The sequence below is a fragment of the Nocardioides sp. Root122 genome (assembly GCF_001425025.1).
GTDB lineage: Bacteria > Actinomycetota > Actinomycetes > Propionibacteriales > Nocardioidaceae > Nocardioides.
In genome coordinates, this window is sequence record NZ_LMDE01000011.1 from 508,993 (window position 1) to 523,769 (window position 14,777).

Genomic DNA, 14,777 nt, shown 5'->3' on the forward strand with positions numbered 1-14,777 from the left:
GTAGGTTCCCCCGGTGCCGAACCGGGGAGCAGCGCGCCTGCTCGTGCTGCTGCTCACGACCGTCCTGCTGGCCCTCGCCAGCCCCGCGACGGCGGACGACTCCGTCCCGCGGCCGGTGCTCAACGCCGACTTCCCCGACCCTGCCGTGGTCGCGACGCCCGACGGGCTGGTCGCCTACTCGACCGGCGACCGCGTGCCGCACGCGTGGGCCCGGCGCGCCGACGGGACGTGGCAGCGGGGCCGCGGGGTGCTCACCCACCGGCCGTCCTGGTCGCGCGAGGGTGGCGTCTGGGCCGTCGACGTGGTGCGGGTGCGCAACCAGTGGCTGCTCTACTACGCCACCCCGGTGCAGGGGATGGGCGAGCACGGCCGGTGCATCGGCGTGGCGCGGTCGTCGTCGGCGCGCGGCCCGTTCCGCCCGGTGGGCAGCGCCCCGCTCGTGTGCCCGTCGTACGCCAAGGTGCCGGCGGCACAGGACCCGATGCTGCCGCGCGATCCGACGCTCCCGCGGGCCGGCGTCATCGACCCGTCCTACTTCCGCGACCACGACGGAGCGTCCTACCTCGTCTACAAGACCGACCGGAAGCCCGCGACGATCCGCCTCGTGCAGCTGACCGACGACGGCCAGGCGGTCGCCGCGGGAGCGACGAGCGTGGAGCTGGTGCGCTCAGCCGGCGTCATCGAGAACCCTTCGCTCGTCTGGCAGGCCGGGGGCTACGTCCTGCTGCTGTCGGAGGGCGACTGGACCCGCTGCGGCTACCGCACCCGCTGGCTGCGCACGGGGTCCCTCCTGGACTGGACCGCCGCCTCGACCGGCATGCTCCTCGACACCGCGACGACCGGGCTGTGCGGTCCGGGAGGCGCCGACCTCGTCGACGGGGGCGCGACGCGCCTGTTCCTGCATGGCTGGACCTGCCGCGGCACCGCCCTGCCGTGCGAGGGCCGGGGCAAGTGGGACCACAAGCCGCGCCAGCGCGGGATCCGGGCGATGTACGCCGCCACGCTGCACTGGCCGGGCGGTGTGCCCGAGGTCACCGGGTGGCTCGGGCCGCGGTGACGCGGCACCCACCTAGGCTCAGCGCATGGCTTCCGAGTGGGACACGCACACCTCGCTGACCGCCTCCCGTGACGGCGTCTTCGACGCCGAGCTCGACCCGGGCTGGACGGTCGGCGGAGGCGTCAACGGGGGCTACCTGCTCGGCATCGTCGGCAAGGCGGTCGCGGAGACCCTGCCCGCCAAGCCGCACCCGCTGTCGGTCAGCGCCTATTACCTCTCCGCGTCCCGTCCCGGCTCCGCGGTCGTCTCGACGCGGGTGCTGCGCGAGGGCGGCAGCGTCGCGACGGTCGCGGCCGAGCTCGGCCAGGAGGGCACGACCCGCATCACCGCGCTGGCGACGTACGGCGACCTCGGCGCCCTGCCTGCCGACGTCTCCACGACCGCCGTCGAGCCCACCCTCCCGCCGATCGAGGAGTGCGTGCCGGGGTCGATGGCTCCTGAGGAGACGCGTCGCATCGCCCCGATCATGGAGCGCTTCGACATGCGCTTCGACCCGGCGTGCGTCGGGTGGGCGATGGGGGCGCCGAGCGGCCGCGGGCACATCCAGGCGTGGTTCCGGATGGTCGACGGCCACGACGTCGACCCCGTGGGGCTGCTGATGGTGTGCGACGCCCTGCCACCGGTGACCTTCGACCTCGGCCGCCCCGGATGGGCGCCGACCCTGGAGCTGACCGTCCACGTGCGGGCCGTGCCCGCGCCGGGCTGGCTCAAGGTCTCGCACCGCACCCGCAACGTCGCCGGCGGCATGTTCGAGGAGGACTGCGAGGTCTGGGACTCGGCCGGTCGCCTGGTCGCCCAGAGCCGCCAGCTGGCCATGCTCCCGCGCGCCTGAGCCTCCGCACTGGCACCTGAGTCGCTCAGCGACTCAACGCGCATCCCGGGCGTGTCGGCGGTGGGGCCGGCGCGGTCCGTCATCCGGATCCGACCTCATGGCTGCGGGTTCGGATGACGGATCCGGCAGCGGCCGGGGGGCCCACGAGGGGATCGGGTCAGTCGAACCACTTCCGGTCCATCGCCACGATCCAGCGGCGGCGGGGGTGCTCGGTGAGCGACCAGATCCGGTCGGTGGCGGGCCAGTAGCTGAGGTCCTCCGGCCCCATCGGCAGCGCCCAGCGGTGCTCCCGCATCGAGCCGGGCTCGCCCGCGCAGACGCTGCCTGGCATCCAGGTGCCGTGCGAGACCGTGACGTGGAAGCGACCACCGGCGATCACCGCCCCCTGCATCTGGCGCACGCCGCCCTCGTCGACGGCGAGCGGCCGGGAGAAGCCGTCGTCGCCGACGGCGAGCTGCCACGTCCCGGGGTCCAGCGGGTAGCGGGCGAGCCGGGTGGTCGCGTTGGGGTCGGCGGCGTACTCGCCGGCGATGAGCGCCGGGGGATCGGAGCGCCGGTCCAGCGACATGAACGAGTAGCGCAGCTTCTCGTGCCCCTCGTCGGTGAACGCCTGGTAGGTGAAGCGGACCGGCAGCACGTAGCGGTGGCCGAAGGAGTAGAGCGTGCTGCCCTCGAGGCCGAACTTCTCCGGGTGGTCGTCGTCGCCGGCCACCCGCATGATGTCGTCGACGCGCGCGGTCACGAAACCGCGGCTCGTCGCCGCGATGTGGAGGTAGGGGCCTGCCCAGACGATGCCGCCCGCGTGGATGTTCATCGGCTTCAGGGTGAGGTTGCCGGCCTTGTCGAAGACCGGCGAGACCAGCAGCACGTGGCGGTACCTCCCCGAGTCGAGGTCCACGAAGGTCACGCGCGAGCCGCGCTTGATGCCGTCCTTGTTGGTCGAGTACCAGGTCGTCACCACGACCTTGCGGCCGCCGACGCCACCGGTGTCGGACGCGTCCGCGCTGGTCGAGATGCCCTGGGGGTACCAGAGCTCGTCGCGCTCGTCGTAGTCGTCCCAGCGGTAGGCCTCCCGCACCGCGCGCCCGAGCAGCCGCGGCACGACCCGCGCCGGGCGGACGGCGTACTTCAGGTCGGCGAGCAGGCCGTCGAGCCCGGTGGGCTCGCCGAGGACGGCCGCCAGCGCTGCGATCTCGCGCACGTTCTCGTCCGTGCGCTGCAGGTGCACCCCGTGGACGTACGGCGACTCCGAGGCGGTCGGCCGCAGCTCGTCGGCCGTCGTCTCGGCGGGGGCGGCCGCGTCGGGGGTCGCAACCGGGGTCTCGGACGGGGGCTGGGGTTCGCCGGCGGGGCGCATTCCTCGACCCTAACCAGACAGGGGTGTGCAGAATGGACACCCGTGAGGGCGATCTTCTTCGAGGAGGACGACGCGCGGGCGGTCGTCGCCCGGCTGCGTGCCGACGGGTTCGAGGCCCGGGTCGAGCGCGAGCGGCTGGCCGGCGAGGACGACGACGAGGACCACCCCTGGGCGGTCGTGAGCGACGCCCCCGGCTTCATGCTCGAGGTGCTGGTCGACACCCACGACGGGTGGCTCGACGAGGGCGAGCCGGAGGCCGCGGAACACATCGGGCCGCTCCCGCCGTTGGACCTCCCGAAGGCGCCCAAGCGGATCAAGCGCCCCGACCTAGATTGAGAGCCATGACCTCAGACCGCCGCATCCTGCTCGTGCACGCGCACCCCGACGACGAGTCCATCAACAACGGCGCCACCATGGCGCGCTACGTCGACGAGGGCGTGGGCGTCACGCTGGTGACGTGCACCGCCGGCGAGATGGGCGAGGTGCTCGTCCCCGACCTGGCCCACCTGGCCTACGAGGAGAAGGGCGGCCTCGGCGACCACCGGCGTGAGGAGCTCGTCGAGGCGATGCAGGTGCTGGGCGTCACCGACCACCGCTTCCTCGGCGGCTTCGGGCGCTTCCACGACTCCGGCATGGCCTGGCACGAGGACGGCCACGCGATCCCGGCCGAGACACTCCCCGACAACGCGTTCTGGAACGCCGACCTCAACGAGGCGGCCGACGAGCTGGTCAAGGTGGTCCGCGAGGTCCGCCCGCAGGTGCTGGTCACCTACGACCAGTTCGGCGGCTACGGCCACCCCGACCACATCCAGGCCCACCGCGTCGCGATGTACGCCGCCCAGCTGGCCGCCGCGCCGTCGTACAAGCTCGAGCTCGGCGTGCCGCACGACGTCGCGAAGATCTACTGGACCGCGATGAGCGAGTCGCGGATGCGCGAGAGCCTGCGCCAGCTGCGCGAGTCGGGCGACACGGAGACCTTCAAGGGCATGGAGCCCGACGGCAAGCTGCCGCCGTTCGTCACGCCCGACGAGCTGATCAGCGCCCGCGTCGACGGCACGGACACGGTGCAGCGCAAGATGGCCGCGCTCGCCAAGCACGAGACCCAGGTCCAGCAGGACGGCCACTTCTTCGCGGGTGCCGAGAGCGGTCACTCGTGGTGGTCCGACGAGTTCTACCGCCTGGTCAAGGGCACCGAGGGGCCGAAGGACGCCGAAGGCTTCGAGGCGGACCTCTTCGCCGGTCTGTGAGGACCCTCGCCGCCCTCCTGGTGGGCGTGCTGTCCGGAGTGGCCGGCACGGTGCTCCACCAGGCGTGGTGGGGGATGACGCTCGGGCTCGGCACCGCGCTCGTGGTGCTCGCCTGGCTGCCCCCTGGCGGCGTACGCCTCGCCTTCGCGCTGGGCTGGTGCCTGCCGGTGCTGCGGGGTGCGCTGGCCCGTCCGGCCGGCGGGTTCCTGGTCGGTGCCGACGCGATGGGCTGGTCCCTGGTGGCCGGCTCGGCGGTGCTCCTCGTGGCCGCGCTGGCGACCGTGTGGTCGGACCGTCCGAGACCTCGCCCGCCCGCTGCGGGGACCGGCGGGGATCCGGGAGATCAGGGCCCCGCCTCCTAGACTCGCCGCGTGTCGAAGAAGCAGCAGCGCAATGACGGGCAGCCCCGTGAGAAGGCCGGCGCCAAGGTCGTGGTGTGGCTGCTGCTCGGTCTCGTGGTCGTCTTCGGCGGCCTCTACGTCGCCGCGCACTACGCCGCCGGTGACAAGGTCCCGCGCGGAACGACGGTCTCGGGCGTGCGCATCGGCGGCCACTCGCAGAGCGAGGCGGCCCAGGTGCTGCGGGCCGGGCTCGCGGAGAAGGTGGCGCGCGACATCGCCACGACCGTCGAGGGCCAGCAGGTGGCGATCGACCCGGCCGAGGCGGGACTCGGCGTCGACTACGACGCCTCCGTGGCGGAGGCCGGCGGCAAGGAGAGCTGGGACCCGGTGCGGCTCTGGAACTACTTCACCGGGGGTGACGAGACCGAGGCCGAGGTGACCGTTGACGACGCCGCCTACAACGCCTACCTCGCCCGTCTCGACGAGCAGCACGGCGCGACGTCGCGCGACGGCGCCATCGCCTTCGACGGGGAGCGCATCGAGACCACCGAGCCCCGCACGGGGGCCGCCCTCGACCCGGCCGACACCCTCGCTGCGCTGGAGGCGGCGTTCCTCGCCGAGACTCCCGACGAGGTGGCGCTCGAGATGGCCACCGTCCAGCCCGCCATCGACGCCTCCGACGTCCAGGAGGCGCTCGACGGCTTCGCCTCGCCGGCTGTCGCGGCGCCGGTGACCATCGACTTCCAGGGCTCGGCCGTCAAGGTCTTCCCGGCCGACTACACCGCCGCCCTCAGCCTCGTGCCGACGGACGGCGAGCTGGTCCCGACCCTCGACCCCGCGAAGCTGACCGAGGTCGTGGGCTCGAAGGTCACCGCGGGTGCACCGGTCGACGCCAGCGTGGCACTCGTCGACGGCAGGCCCCAGGTCGTGCCCGCCAAGCCGGGCGTCACCTTCGACCCGAAGCAGCTGGAGTCCGGCTTCCTCGACGCCGTGGCCAAGCCGCAGGGCGAGCGCACGCTCACGCTGGACGCGCAGGTCGCGCAGCCCGACTTCACGACGAAGGAGGCGCGGGCGTTGAAGGTCAAGGAGCGCGTCTCCACCTTCACGACGTACTACCCCTACGCCGAGTACCGCAACGTCAACATCGGCCGCGCCGCCGAGCTCATCGACGGCACGCTGCTCAAGCCGGGGGAGACCTTCTCCCTCAACGGCACGGTCGGCGAGCGCACCGTCGCGAACGGCTTCACCAAGGGCTACATCATCAGCGACGGCATCCTCGTGCAGGACCTCGGCGGCGGCGTCTCCCAGATGGCGACCACGCTCTTCAACGCGATGTTCTTCGCCGGCCTCGAGGACGTCGAGCACAAGCCGCACTCCTTCTACATCGACCGCTACCCGATCGGCCGCGAGGCGACCGTGGCGTGGGGTGCCGTCGACCTCCGCTTCACCAACGACACCCCCTACGGCGTCCTCATCCACACCACGGTGACGCCCGCGACGCCGACGACCTCGGGCGTGGTTACCGCGTCGATGTACTCCACGAAGTACTGGGACATCACCACGACCACCGGTGAGCGCTACAACTTCACCAAGCACAAGACGCGCCGGATCGACTCGCTCACCTGCCACGCCAACGAGGGCTTCGGCGGCTTCGACATCGACGTCACCCGCTACTTCGAGCCGGTCAACGGCAACACCGAGACCCGCGACGACGAGGTCTTCCACACGACCTACATGCCCAGCGACACGGTCATCTGCACGAACCCCGACGCCGTCGACGAGTAGTCTGCGCCTCCGCTTCGCTTCGGCGCGTGTCCGCGGCGCTCGTGACCCGCGGACGCTGTCGGCTGAGGTCGTCCGGTCCTAAGGCGAGAGGCGGTGGAGGTCGCGCGGGAAGAGCGTGACCTCGCGGACGTTCGTCGCCTCGACGAGGCGGCCCACCCAGCGCTCGAGCCCGATCGCGAACCCGCCGTGCGGCGGCATCCCGTGCCGGAACGCCTGGAGGTACGACGCGTAGTCCGCCGGGTCCTCGCCCCGCGCGCGGAGCGCCTCGTCGTACGCCGACGCGCGGTGCAGCCGCTGCCCACCCGTCACCAGCTCCAGCCCTCGGAACAGCAGGTCGAACGAGTTCGTCGCCTCGGTGGTTGAGGTGCGAGCGGAGCGAGCCTCGAAACCCCCGGTCCACGGGTGCGTGTAGAACGGCCGCTTGGCCATCGGGTAGCCCTCGACGGCGAGGAAGTCGCTGCCGTGCTCGGCCAGCGCCCACGCACCGAGCGCGCGCTCGTGCTCGGGCGCGAGGTCGGGCTCGTCGGCCGGGGCGCCGACCAGCTCGAGCGCCTCGGCGAAGTGGACCACCGGGATCTCCGCGGGCACGACCGGAAGCCGGGCGCCGGTGCGGGCGACCGCGTCCCCGCCGGACGCCACGGCCGCGACCATCCCGGCGAGCACCTCCCGCAGCACCGCGAGCACGTCGCGGTGGTCGCGGATGAAGCCGAGCTCGACGTCGAGCGAGCGGTACTCGGCGAGGTGCCGCACGGTGTCGTGCGGCTCGGCGCGGAAGACCGGCCCCACCTCGTAGACCCGCTCGAAGACCCCGACCAGCTGCTGCTTGTAGAACTGCGGGCTCTGGGCGAGGTACGCCGGACGGCCGAAGTAGTCGACCGCGAACACGTTGGCGCCCGACTCGGTCGCCGACTCGACGAACTTCGGGGTGGCGATCTCGGTGAAGCCGAGGCCGTCCAGCGTGGCGCGGAAGCCACGCAGCGAGGCCGCGGCCAGCTCCCACCGGGCGCGCTGCGCCGGGTGACGCCACAGCACGGGCGCGTGGTCGAGCAGCGTCGGCAGGGAGGCGTCCAGGGTCGGTCGCCACAGCTCCACCGGCGGGGTGGCGGCCGGCTCGGTCAGGGGCTCGACGACCGCCCCGGTGACCTCGACGCCGCCGGGCGCCTGGGCGTTGGCGGTCGCCGTGCCAGTGACCCGGACGACGGTCTCCTCCGGGGGTACGTCGGTCCCGGCGGGCAGCACGACCTGCGCGAGCCCGCTGCGGTCGCGGAGCACGAGGAAGGTGACGCGGGCCAGCTCGCGGCGCCGGTGCACCCAGCCCTCGAGGGTGACCTCGGTGCCGGGCGTCGTCGTGGTCAGGTCCGTGCAGAGAGTTCTCATGATTTCCTCCAGGTAGGGGGCCCTGGAGGTGTGGGCGGGGGCTAGGTCGCGGTGCCACCACACCTTCGCCGAACGGAGTGGTCCGGCCTCTCGTCGGTGCCGCCGGACGCGCGGACGGCCGCTGCTCTGCTGGCGTGCAGGGGGTGTGTCAGGCCCCGCGGTCGTCGGGGAGCATCGTGCAGGGGCGCCGTCCGCACCCGCAACCCGATTAGCCGACGAGGTAGCGGTTGGTGTGGTGGGTGACGAAGCCGTGCCGCTCGTAGAGCGCGATGGCGCCGGTGTTGACGGTCTCGACGTGCAGCATCGCGGTCGTCGCACCGCGCGAGGCGCCCCAGTCGAGCACCTCGGCGAGCACCGCGGTGCCGAGCCCGCGGCGGCGGTGCCCGGGATCCACGACGAGGCCCTCGACCAGCAGCCAGTCGCCGGACAGGACGCCCCGGCCGGTCGCCGCCCCGGCGTCCAGGATGACGGTGACCGAGGTGGGCGACTCGTCGAGCTCAGCGGGCACGTCGGGAGCGGACTGGCGTACGGACCGGAGCGCGCGCGCCACGGACGCCAGCTGCGCGTGCGCGTCACCGTCGCCGTCGGTGGAGAAGCCCAGGGGAGCGAGGGTCTGCTCGACGTCGGAGCCGCGCTGCACCTGGACGTAGGCCGTCTGCTCCCGGGCGCCGTAGAACGCGCGCACCCGCCAGGCGGCGTCGGCCCAGCCGATGCCCGGCTCGGCCATGGCGAGCGCCGAGTTGCCCCGGCGGCGCAGCCGCCCGCCGTGGGGCGGAGAGGCGCGCAGCAGCCAGTCACCCAGCGGCTCGGTCTCGATCGCGGTCCAGAGCGCGCCGACGTGCTCCTCGACCTCGCGGGCGGAGACGCGGGCCCGCACGGACGCGCGCGGCGGCACCGGCTTGCCGGTCACGACGTCCGCGAGCGCGATCTCGACGGGGCCGTGGCCCTCGCGGTCGACGGTCAGCGACTCCGGTCCCCACGAGGTGCAGGTGCCGAGGACGTCCGTCGCGCGGCCGTCCGGGAGCAGGTGGCGGACCACGACGCGCTGCCCGACGACGTGCGGCCCGAGCATGTGGCTGCCGACCCTCGTCTCGTCGGCATGGGGTTCTGACGGATCGGGCACTCCCGGATACTAGAGTGAGCCGACACGTTCCACCCCTGCCCCACCCGTGCCCCATCCGTGTTCAGGAGGACCTGGTGACCTACGTCATCGCCCAGCCGTGCGTCGACCTCAAGGACCGCGCGTGCGTCGACGAGTGCCCCGTCGACTGCATCTACGAGGGCAAGCGGATGCTCTACATCCACCCTGACGAGTGCGTCGACTGCGGCGCCTGCGAGCCGGTCTGCCCGGTGGAGGCGATCTTCTACGAGGACGACACCCCGGAGGAGTGGAAGGGCTACTACGACGCCAACGTCCACTTCTTCGACGACCTCGGCTCGCCCGGCGGCGCCGCCAAGATGGGCGTCATCGACAAGGACCACGAGCTCGTCGCCGCGCTGCCCCCGCAGGAGCACGACGAGTGACCTGCCCTCTCGGTGGTTGAGGTGCGAGCGGAGCGAGCCTCGAAACCACTCGTCTCGCAGCGTCTGCCCGACTTCCCCTGGGACAAGCTGACGACCTACGCGGCGACGGCGCGCGCCCACCCCGACGGGGTCTGTGACCTCTCGGTGGGCACGCCGGTCGACCCGACGCCCGCCGTCGTCCAGGAGGCGCTGCGGGCTGCCGCCGACTCGCCCGGCTACCCGACCACGATCGGGCTCGAGGCGACCCGCCAGGCGGCGATCGACTGGTTGTCCCGGCGCCACGGCGTGACTGGGCTCGGCCTCGACGGCGTGCTGCCGGTGATCGGTTCCAAGGAGCTGATCGGGTCGATGGCCGTCCACCTCGGCATCGGTGCGGGCGACCTCATCGGCTACCCCGCACTGGCCTACCCGACCTACGAGGTGGGCGCCGCGCTGGCCGGAGCGGAGAGCCTTGCCACCGACTCGCTGACCGCGTTCGGTCCCCGCACGCCCCGGCTGCTGTGGCTCAACAGCCCGGCCAACCCGAGCGGCCGGGTCCTCCCGCTCGACCACCTCCGCAAGGTCGTCGACTGGTGCCGCGAGCGCGGCACGATCCTGGTCTCCGACGAGTGCTACATCGAGTGCGCGTGGGAGGGCGAGCAGCCGCTCTCGATCCTCGACCCGCAGGTCAACGGGGGCTCGATGGAGGGCGTCCTCGCCGTCCACTCGCTGTCCAAGCGGTCCAACCTCGCCGGCTACCGCTGCGCCTTCGTCGCCGGCGACCCGGCCCTGGTCGGGGAGCTGCTCGCGGTCCGCAAGAACCTCGGCCTCCAGATGCCCGGCCCCCAGCAGCGCGCGATGATCGCCGCCCTCGACGACGACGCGCACGCGACCGAGCAGCACGCCCGCTACGCCGCTCGCCGGGCGAAGCTGAAGGAGGCGCTGCAGGTCGCCGGGTTCCGCATCGACCACTCCGAGGCCTCGCTCTACCTCTGGGCCACCCGCGGCGAGGACTGCTGGAAGACCGTCGCCGACCTCGCCGCGCTCGGCATCCTCGTCGCGCCGGGCGAGTTCTACGGCGGCGCCGGGCGCGAGCACGTCCGGGTCGCCTTCACCGCCACCGACGAGCGCATCGACGCCGCGGTCGCCCGCCTCGCCGGCTGACGTACGCCGGGCGCCCGGCTCCGGCCCCAATGTTGGGCAAATCCTCCCGCAGGTCGTGCCGAGGGCCGTCGGCGGCCGTGCAGTGGTCTCGCCGAGCGCTGAGGCGCGTCACAGAGAGGGGTCATGCCGTGGACAAGAGAGTCGTAGCCCTGGCAGGTGCGTTGAGCCTGGTCGCGGGGTCGTTCGCCACTGCGGAGCTCGCCAGCGCGAGCCCACCCACCCCCTCACGCGTCCAGGACCTCGCCGGGTGCACCGACAACACCCTGCCGGCCAACGACGACGGCTCCACCGGCCTCGTCCCTCTCGGCTTCGAGGTGAGCCTCAACGGTGCCGTCCACACGAGTGTCTACGTCAACAACAACGGCAACATCAGCTTCGACCGGCCGTACTCGCAGTACACCCCGTTCGACTTCACGGCGAGCGGCTCGGTCATGTTCGCCCCGTTCCTCGCCGACGTCGACACGCGGCTGGGCAACCAGGTGACCTACGGCCAGACGACCGTCGGCGGTGCCCCCGCCTTCTGCGTGAACTGGGTCGACGTCGGCTACTACAGCCAGCACGTCGACAAGACCAACTCGTTCCAGCTGCTGATGATCGACCGGGGCGCGGGGGACTTCGACCTGGTCTACAACTACGACCGGATCACGTGGGAGACCGGCGACGCGAGTGGCGGCTCGAACGGTTTCGGCGGCACGTCCGCGGCAGCCGGACTCAGCACGGGCGACGGCCTCCCCGAGACCAACGTCATGCTGGCGGGCTCGTTCGTCAACGGCGCTCTCCTGGACGGCGCGGCCAACTCGCTCACGGCTGGCGGCAACAACGGGGCGGGCAGCTACCTATTCCCGTTCCGCGCCAGTGACCTGGGTGGCGGCCTGGTCCGCGGCCTGGTCCTCGGCAACGACGGGGGCAGCGACTACCCGGTGCCGGGAGCCGGGGTCGAGCTGTGCACGACGGCCGGCTCGTGCCGCGTGGTCACCAGCGGCGCCGACGGGCGCTACTCCTTCGTGTCGGTCGCGCCCGGCACCTACACCGTGCGGGCCCGCTCGCAGGACCACGGACCCGCCTCCCGCACCGTCACGGTGACCGGCGAGCAGGTCTACGACCTCGACATCCCCCTGGGCGCGAGTCTCGTCGCAGTCCCCGACGGGTGGACCGCCGGCTCGGCCTCCGGCGTGGTGCCGGTGGTGTGGACCGATCAACCGACGACCGTGACGTCGCCGCCGATGTGCGACGGCTCGGGAACCTGGACGGTGCGGGCGAACAACGCCGTGATCGCGCAAGGAGTGCTGACCAAGACGCCCGTCGCGGGGAGCCCCGGGATGGTCACCTACTCGGCGGTCGTGCCGGCCCTGACCGCCAACGTCGGCGTGGCCCGCGTGACGGTGGAGATCACCTGTCTCCCCTCGGGCGGCGGCGCCCGTGCCGCAGCCGCCGACGAGGTGGTCGAGTTCGACCTCGTGACTGCCCCGCCGAGCGTCGTGGTGGACCGGACGGGCGCACCCGTCCTGGGCGCCGAGGTGACCCTGCAGCGGAGCACGACGGCATCCGGTGGCTTCGCCGACGTGCTGCCGTACACGTCGGTCCTCGGATGGGCGGACAACCCGCAGTACACGGACGAGACCGGACGCGTCGGCTGGAACACGGTGGCCGGCTTCTACCGGGTCGTCGCATCGACCGAGGACTGCACGGCCACGTCCCCGGTGCGGCAGGTGCCGGTCCAGGCACTGACCTTCTCGGTGACGGTGGACTGCAGCGTCCCGCCGACCACCACGCCCACGCCCACCGCGACGCCCACGCCGGACCCGGCGTGTGCGCAGAAGCAGGCGGCCCTCGCCACGGCGACTGCCGCCCTCACGGCGGCGCAGCAGGTCCTGGGGCAGTCCACGGCGAAGCTCCAGAAGGCCACGAAGAAGCTGGCCAAGGCCAAGAAGGCGCTCAAGAAGGCCAAGAAGAACGGAGCGTCCGGAGCGACGATCGCCAAGCTGGCGAAGAAGGTGAAGAAGGCCAAGAAGACGGTCAAGAAGGCCAAGGCGGCGAAGAAGGCCTCGGCGGCATCGGTCGCGACGGCGGCCGCGGCGGTCGAGGCGGCCAAGGCCGCCCTCTGCTGAGGCAGTAGCGCAGGGTCGACCGGTGGTGGCCACCAGCCAGGTGGCCGCCACCGGTCGTCGCGACGAGAGCCGCGGCCCGTCAGTCGATGACGTCGACGTGGACGTGGTCGCGGTGCTCGAGGATCCTGCGGTCCCCGCGCGAGGACGACGGCACCCGGTAGTCGGTCCAGCCGTCGTCCGACCGCGAGCCCGCGTGCCAGATCCGGTCGTCGAAGATGATCGTGTTGACGTCGAGGCGGTCGGCGTTGGCGACCAGCCAGGTCGCCATCGCCCAGCCGCGCTGCTTGTTGTCGGCGTTGATCGGCCGGACGAAGACGTCGATGGCGCGGCCCTCGTAGTGGGCCGACCCCTCCATGTGCCCGGTCGAGATGCCCCCCGGTTCGAACCCGCCCAGCGACAGCGGGCCGAAGACCGCCTCCAGCTCCCGGCGTACGACGCTCGCGCGCGGCACGAGGCCGCTGTCGTCGAGCGTGTCGCTCGCCTCGTCGGCGTCACCGGGCACGTCGCACCACATCCCCCGCGGGGAGTTGCCCGTGAGGGCGGAGGCGAGGGCGCGGCCGTCCTCCTCGTGGTCGGCGTACGCGTCCGGGTAGGCGCTGCGCTGCACGGCCTGCGCGGCCTCGGTGATCTCCATCTCGCGGTAGCCCTCGATCTTCGTGAGGGCGTCGTAGAAGGCGTTGGTCGCGAAGACCGGGTCGGTCAGCTGCTTCACCGACCCCCAGCCCTGGGAGGGCCGCTGCTGGAAGAGCCCGACGGAGTCCCGGTCGCCGAAGTCGATGTTGTAGAGCTTGGACTCCTGGAAGGCGGTCGCCAGCGCGATGCTCGCGGCCCGGGCCGGCATGCCCCGCTCAATCGAGATCGCGGTGATGAGGGCAGCGTTCTCGGCCTGCTCGAGGTCGATGTCGACGGTGTGGCCGTCGACCTCGGCGGTGCAGCCACTGGAGTCGAGCAGGGTGGGTACGCCGCCGCGGTCCACGACCACGAGCACGGCGGCCACCGCACCCAGGACCGCCACCGCGCCGACGGCGGTCGCGCGCAACGACGGCACGGGTCCTCCCGCGCTAGTTGGCGTGCAGCGCGGCGTTGAGGGCGATGCCGTCGCCCTTCCACGCCACCGCCTCAACGGCACCGCTCACCGAGTTGCGGCGGAGCAGCACGTTGTCGGCGCCCGACAGGGTCGCCGCCTTGACCACCTGCGGCTTGCCGTCGATGTCCTTCACGGTGACCTTGGTGCCGGCGGTGACGTAGCAGCCGGCCTCGACGACGCAGTCGTCACCGAGGGAGATGCCGATGCCGGCGTTGGCGCCGATCAGGCAGCGCTCGCCGACGGAGATGACCTCCTTGCCGCCACCGGACAGGGTGCCCATGATCGAGGAGCCGCCGCCGACGTCGGAGCCGTCTCCCACCACGACGCCCGCCGAGATGCGGCCCTCGACCATGGAGGCGCCGAGCGTGCCGGCGTTGAAGTTCACGAAGCCCTCGTGCATGACGGTGGTGCCCTCGGCGAGGTGGGCGCCGAGACGTACGCGGTCGGCATCGGCGATGCGGACGCCGGCGGGCAGGACGTAGTCGGTCATCCGCGGGAACTTGTCGACACCGAAGACCTGCACCACGTGGCCGGGCACGACCGTGCGGAGCTTGGCACGCACCAGCTCGAAGCCCTCGACCGCGCAGGGTCCGGCGGAGGTCCACACGACGTTGGCGAGCAGGCCGAAGATGCCCTCGAGGTTCACGCCGTGCGGCTGGACGAGCCGGTGGGACAGCAGGTGGAGCCGCAGCCAGACGTCCTCGGTCGAGGCCGGGGCGGCGTCGAGGTCGTCGATCTCCACCAAGCGCACCTCGCGGGTCACCCCGCGCAGGTCGTCCTCGCCGCCGTCGAGGAAGGCGAGCTCCTCCGAGGGCCCACCCTCGGTCGCGCCGAGGACGGGCGTGGGGAACCACGCGTCGAGGACGGTGTCGCCGTGGAGGGTCAGCAGGCCGTAGCCGGAGGCAGCAGTCACCCCGCA

Annotated in this window: 14 protein-coding genes; 9 read left to right on the forward strand and 5 right to left on the reverse strand. The window is 72.5% G+C overall.

Annotated features, from left to right (window positions below):
• Positions 1-13 precede the first annotated feature (13 nt).
• Positions 14-1,057 carry a glycoside hydrolase family 43 protein gene (locus ASC64_RS15310; RefSeq protein WP_056908366.1) on the forward strand — a complete coding sequence of 348 codons (1,044 nt, stop codon included), beginning with the start codon at positions 14-16 and terminating at the stop codon, positions 1,055-1,057.
• A gap of 25 nt (positions 1,058-1,082) precedes the next feature.
• Positions 1,083-1,889, forward strand: a complete 807-nt coding sequence (locus ASC64_RS15315) for an acyl-CoA thioesterase (RefSeq protein ID WP_056908367.1) — start codon at positions 1,083-1,085, stop codon at positions 1,887-1,889.
• Positions 1,890-2,046: 157 nt separating this feature from the next.
• Here the strand turns inward: ASC64_RS15315 and ASC64_RS15320 are convergent, their stop codons facing one another.
• Entirely contained in the window at positions 2,047-3,246 is a 1,200-nt protein-coding gene (locus tag ASC64_RS15320; protein ID WP_056908368.1) for a hypothetical protein, read from the reverse strand.
• 42 nt (positions 3,247-3,288) lie between these two features.
• On the opposite strand from ASC64_RS15320, the gene ASC64_RS15325 reads away from it, so the two are divergent.
• From ASC64_RS15325 to ASC64_RS15340, 4 genes are read left to right on the forward strand one after another with little or no spacing between them, the layout of a single operon-like run.
• Positions 3,289-3,582, forward strand: a complete 294-nt coding sequence (locus ASC64_RS15325; RefSeq protein ID WP_056908369.1) for a hypothetical protein — start codon at positions 3,289-3,291, stop codon at positions 3,580-3,582.
• 5 nt (positions 3,583-3,587) lie between these two features.
• On the forward strand, positions 3,588-4,493 hold the full coding sequence (mshB, locus tag ASC64_RS15330; RefSeq protein ID WP_056908370.1) for an N-acetyl-1-D-myo-inositol-2-amino-2-deoxy-alpha-D-glucopyranoside deacetylase: 906 nt from the start codon (positions 3,588-3,590) through the stop codon (positions 4,491-4,493).
• Positions 4,490-4,855, forward strand: a complete 366-nt coding sequence (locus ASC64_RS15335; RefSeq protein WP_056908371.1) for a hypothetical protein — start codon at positions 4,490-4,492, stop codon at positions 4,853-4,855. The genes mshB and ASC64_RS15335 overlap by 4 nt, the downstream gene beginning before the upstream one ends.
• A 9-nt stretch (positions 4,856-4,864) precedes the next feature.
• Entirely contained in the window at positions 4,865-6,619 is a 1,755-nt protein-coding gene (locus tag ASC64_RS15340) for a VanW family protein (protein ID WP_056908372.1), read from the forward strand.
• Between the two features lie 78 nt (positions 6,620-6,697).
• Here ASC64_RS15340 and aspS read toward each other — a convergent pair whose 3' ends face one another.
• On the reverse strand, positions 6,698-7,996 hold the full coding sequence (gene aspS / locus ASC64_RS15345; protein ID WP_056908373.1) for an aspartate--tRNA(Asn) ligase: 1,299 nt from the start codon (positions 7,994-7,996) through the stop codon (positions 6,698-6,700).
• A 208-nt stretch (positions 7,997-8,204) separates the two neighbouring features.
• Positions 8,205-9,119, reverse strand: a complete 915-nt coding sequence (locus tag ASC64_RS15350; RefSeq protein ID WP_156385226.1) for a GNAT family N-acetyltransferase — start codon at positions 9,117-9,119, stop codon at positions 8,205-8,207.
• Positions 9,120-9,193: 74 nt separating this feature from the next.
• Between ASC64_RS15350 and fdxA the strand changes: the two genes are divergently transcribed.
• The 3 genes from fdxA to ASC64_RS15365 all read left to right on the forward strand — a co-directional run bounded on the left by fdxA (position 9,194) and on the right by ASC64_RS15365 (position 12,771).
• Positions 9,194-9,520 carry a ferredoxin gene (gene fdxA, locus ASC64_RS15355; protein ID WP_056604759.1) on the forward strand — a complete coding sequence of 109 codons (327 nt, stop codon included), beginning with the start codon at positions 9,194-9,196 and terminating at the stop codon, positions 9,518-9,520.
• A gap of 21 nt (positions 9,521-9,541) precedes the next feature.
• Complete coding sequence (gene dapC / locus ASC64_RS15360) at positions 9,542-10,663, forward strand: succinyldiaminopimelate transaminase (protein WP_056908375.1); 1,122 nt, start codon at positions 9,542-9,544, stop codon at positions 10,661-10,663.
• Positions 10,664-10,791: 128 nt separating this feature from the next.
• The gene (locus tag ASC64_RS15365; protein WP_162245813.1) at positions 10,792-12,771 is read left to right on the forward strand and encodes a nidogen-like domain-containing protein; all 1,980 of its coding nucleotides are present in this window, start codon (positions 10,792-10,794) and stop codon (positions 12,769-12,771) included.
• Between the two features lie 79 nt (positions 12,772-12,850).
• On the opposite strand, the gene ASC64_RS23100 is transcribed toward ASC64_RS15365, so the two are convergent.
• Entirely contained in the window at positions 12,851-13,819 is a 969-nt protein-coding gene (locus ASC64_RS23100; RefSeq protein WP_082550509.1) for a hypothetical protein, read from the reverse strand.
• Between the two features lie 13 nt (positions 13,820-13,832).
• On the reverse strand, positions 13,833-14,771 hold the full coding sequence (gene dapD / locus ASC64_RS15375; RefSeq protein ID WP_056908377.1) for a 2,3,4,5-tetrahydropyridine-2,6-dicarboxylate N-succinyltransferase: 939 nt from the start codon (positions 14,769-14,771) through the stop codon (positions 13,833-13,835).
• Positions 14,772-14,777 lie beyond the last annotated feature (6 nt).

Excerpts from the sequence above, each read along its gene's own strand:
- ASC64_RS15315 (WP_056908367.1), top strand. The coding sequence starts at position 1,083 with ATGGCTTCCGAGTGGGACACGCACACCTCGCTGACCGCCTCCCGTGAC.
- ASC64_RS15320 (WP_056908368.1), bottom strand. The coding sequence starts at position 3,246 with ATGCGCCCCGCCGGCGAACCCCAGCCCCCGTCCGAGACCCCGGTTGCG.
- mshB (WP_056908370.1), top strand. The coding sequence starts at position 3,588 with ATGACCTCAGACCGCCGCATCCTGCTCGTGCACGCGCACCCCGACGAC.
- aspS (WP_056908373.1), bottom strand. The coding sequence starts at position 7,996 with ATGAGAACTCTCTGCACGGACCTGACCACGACGACGCCCGGCACCGAG.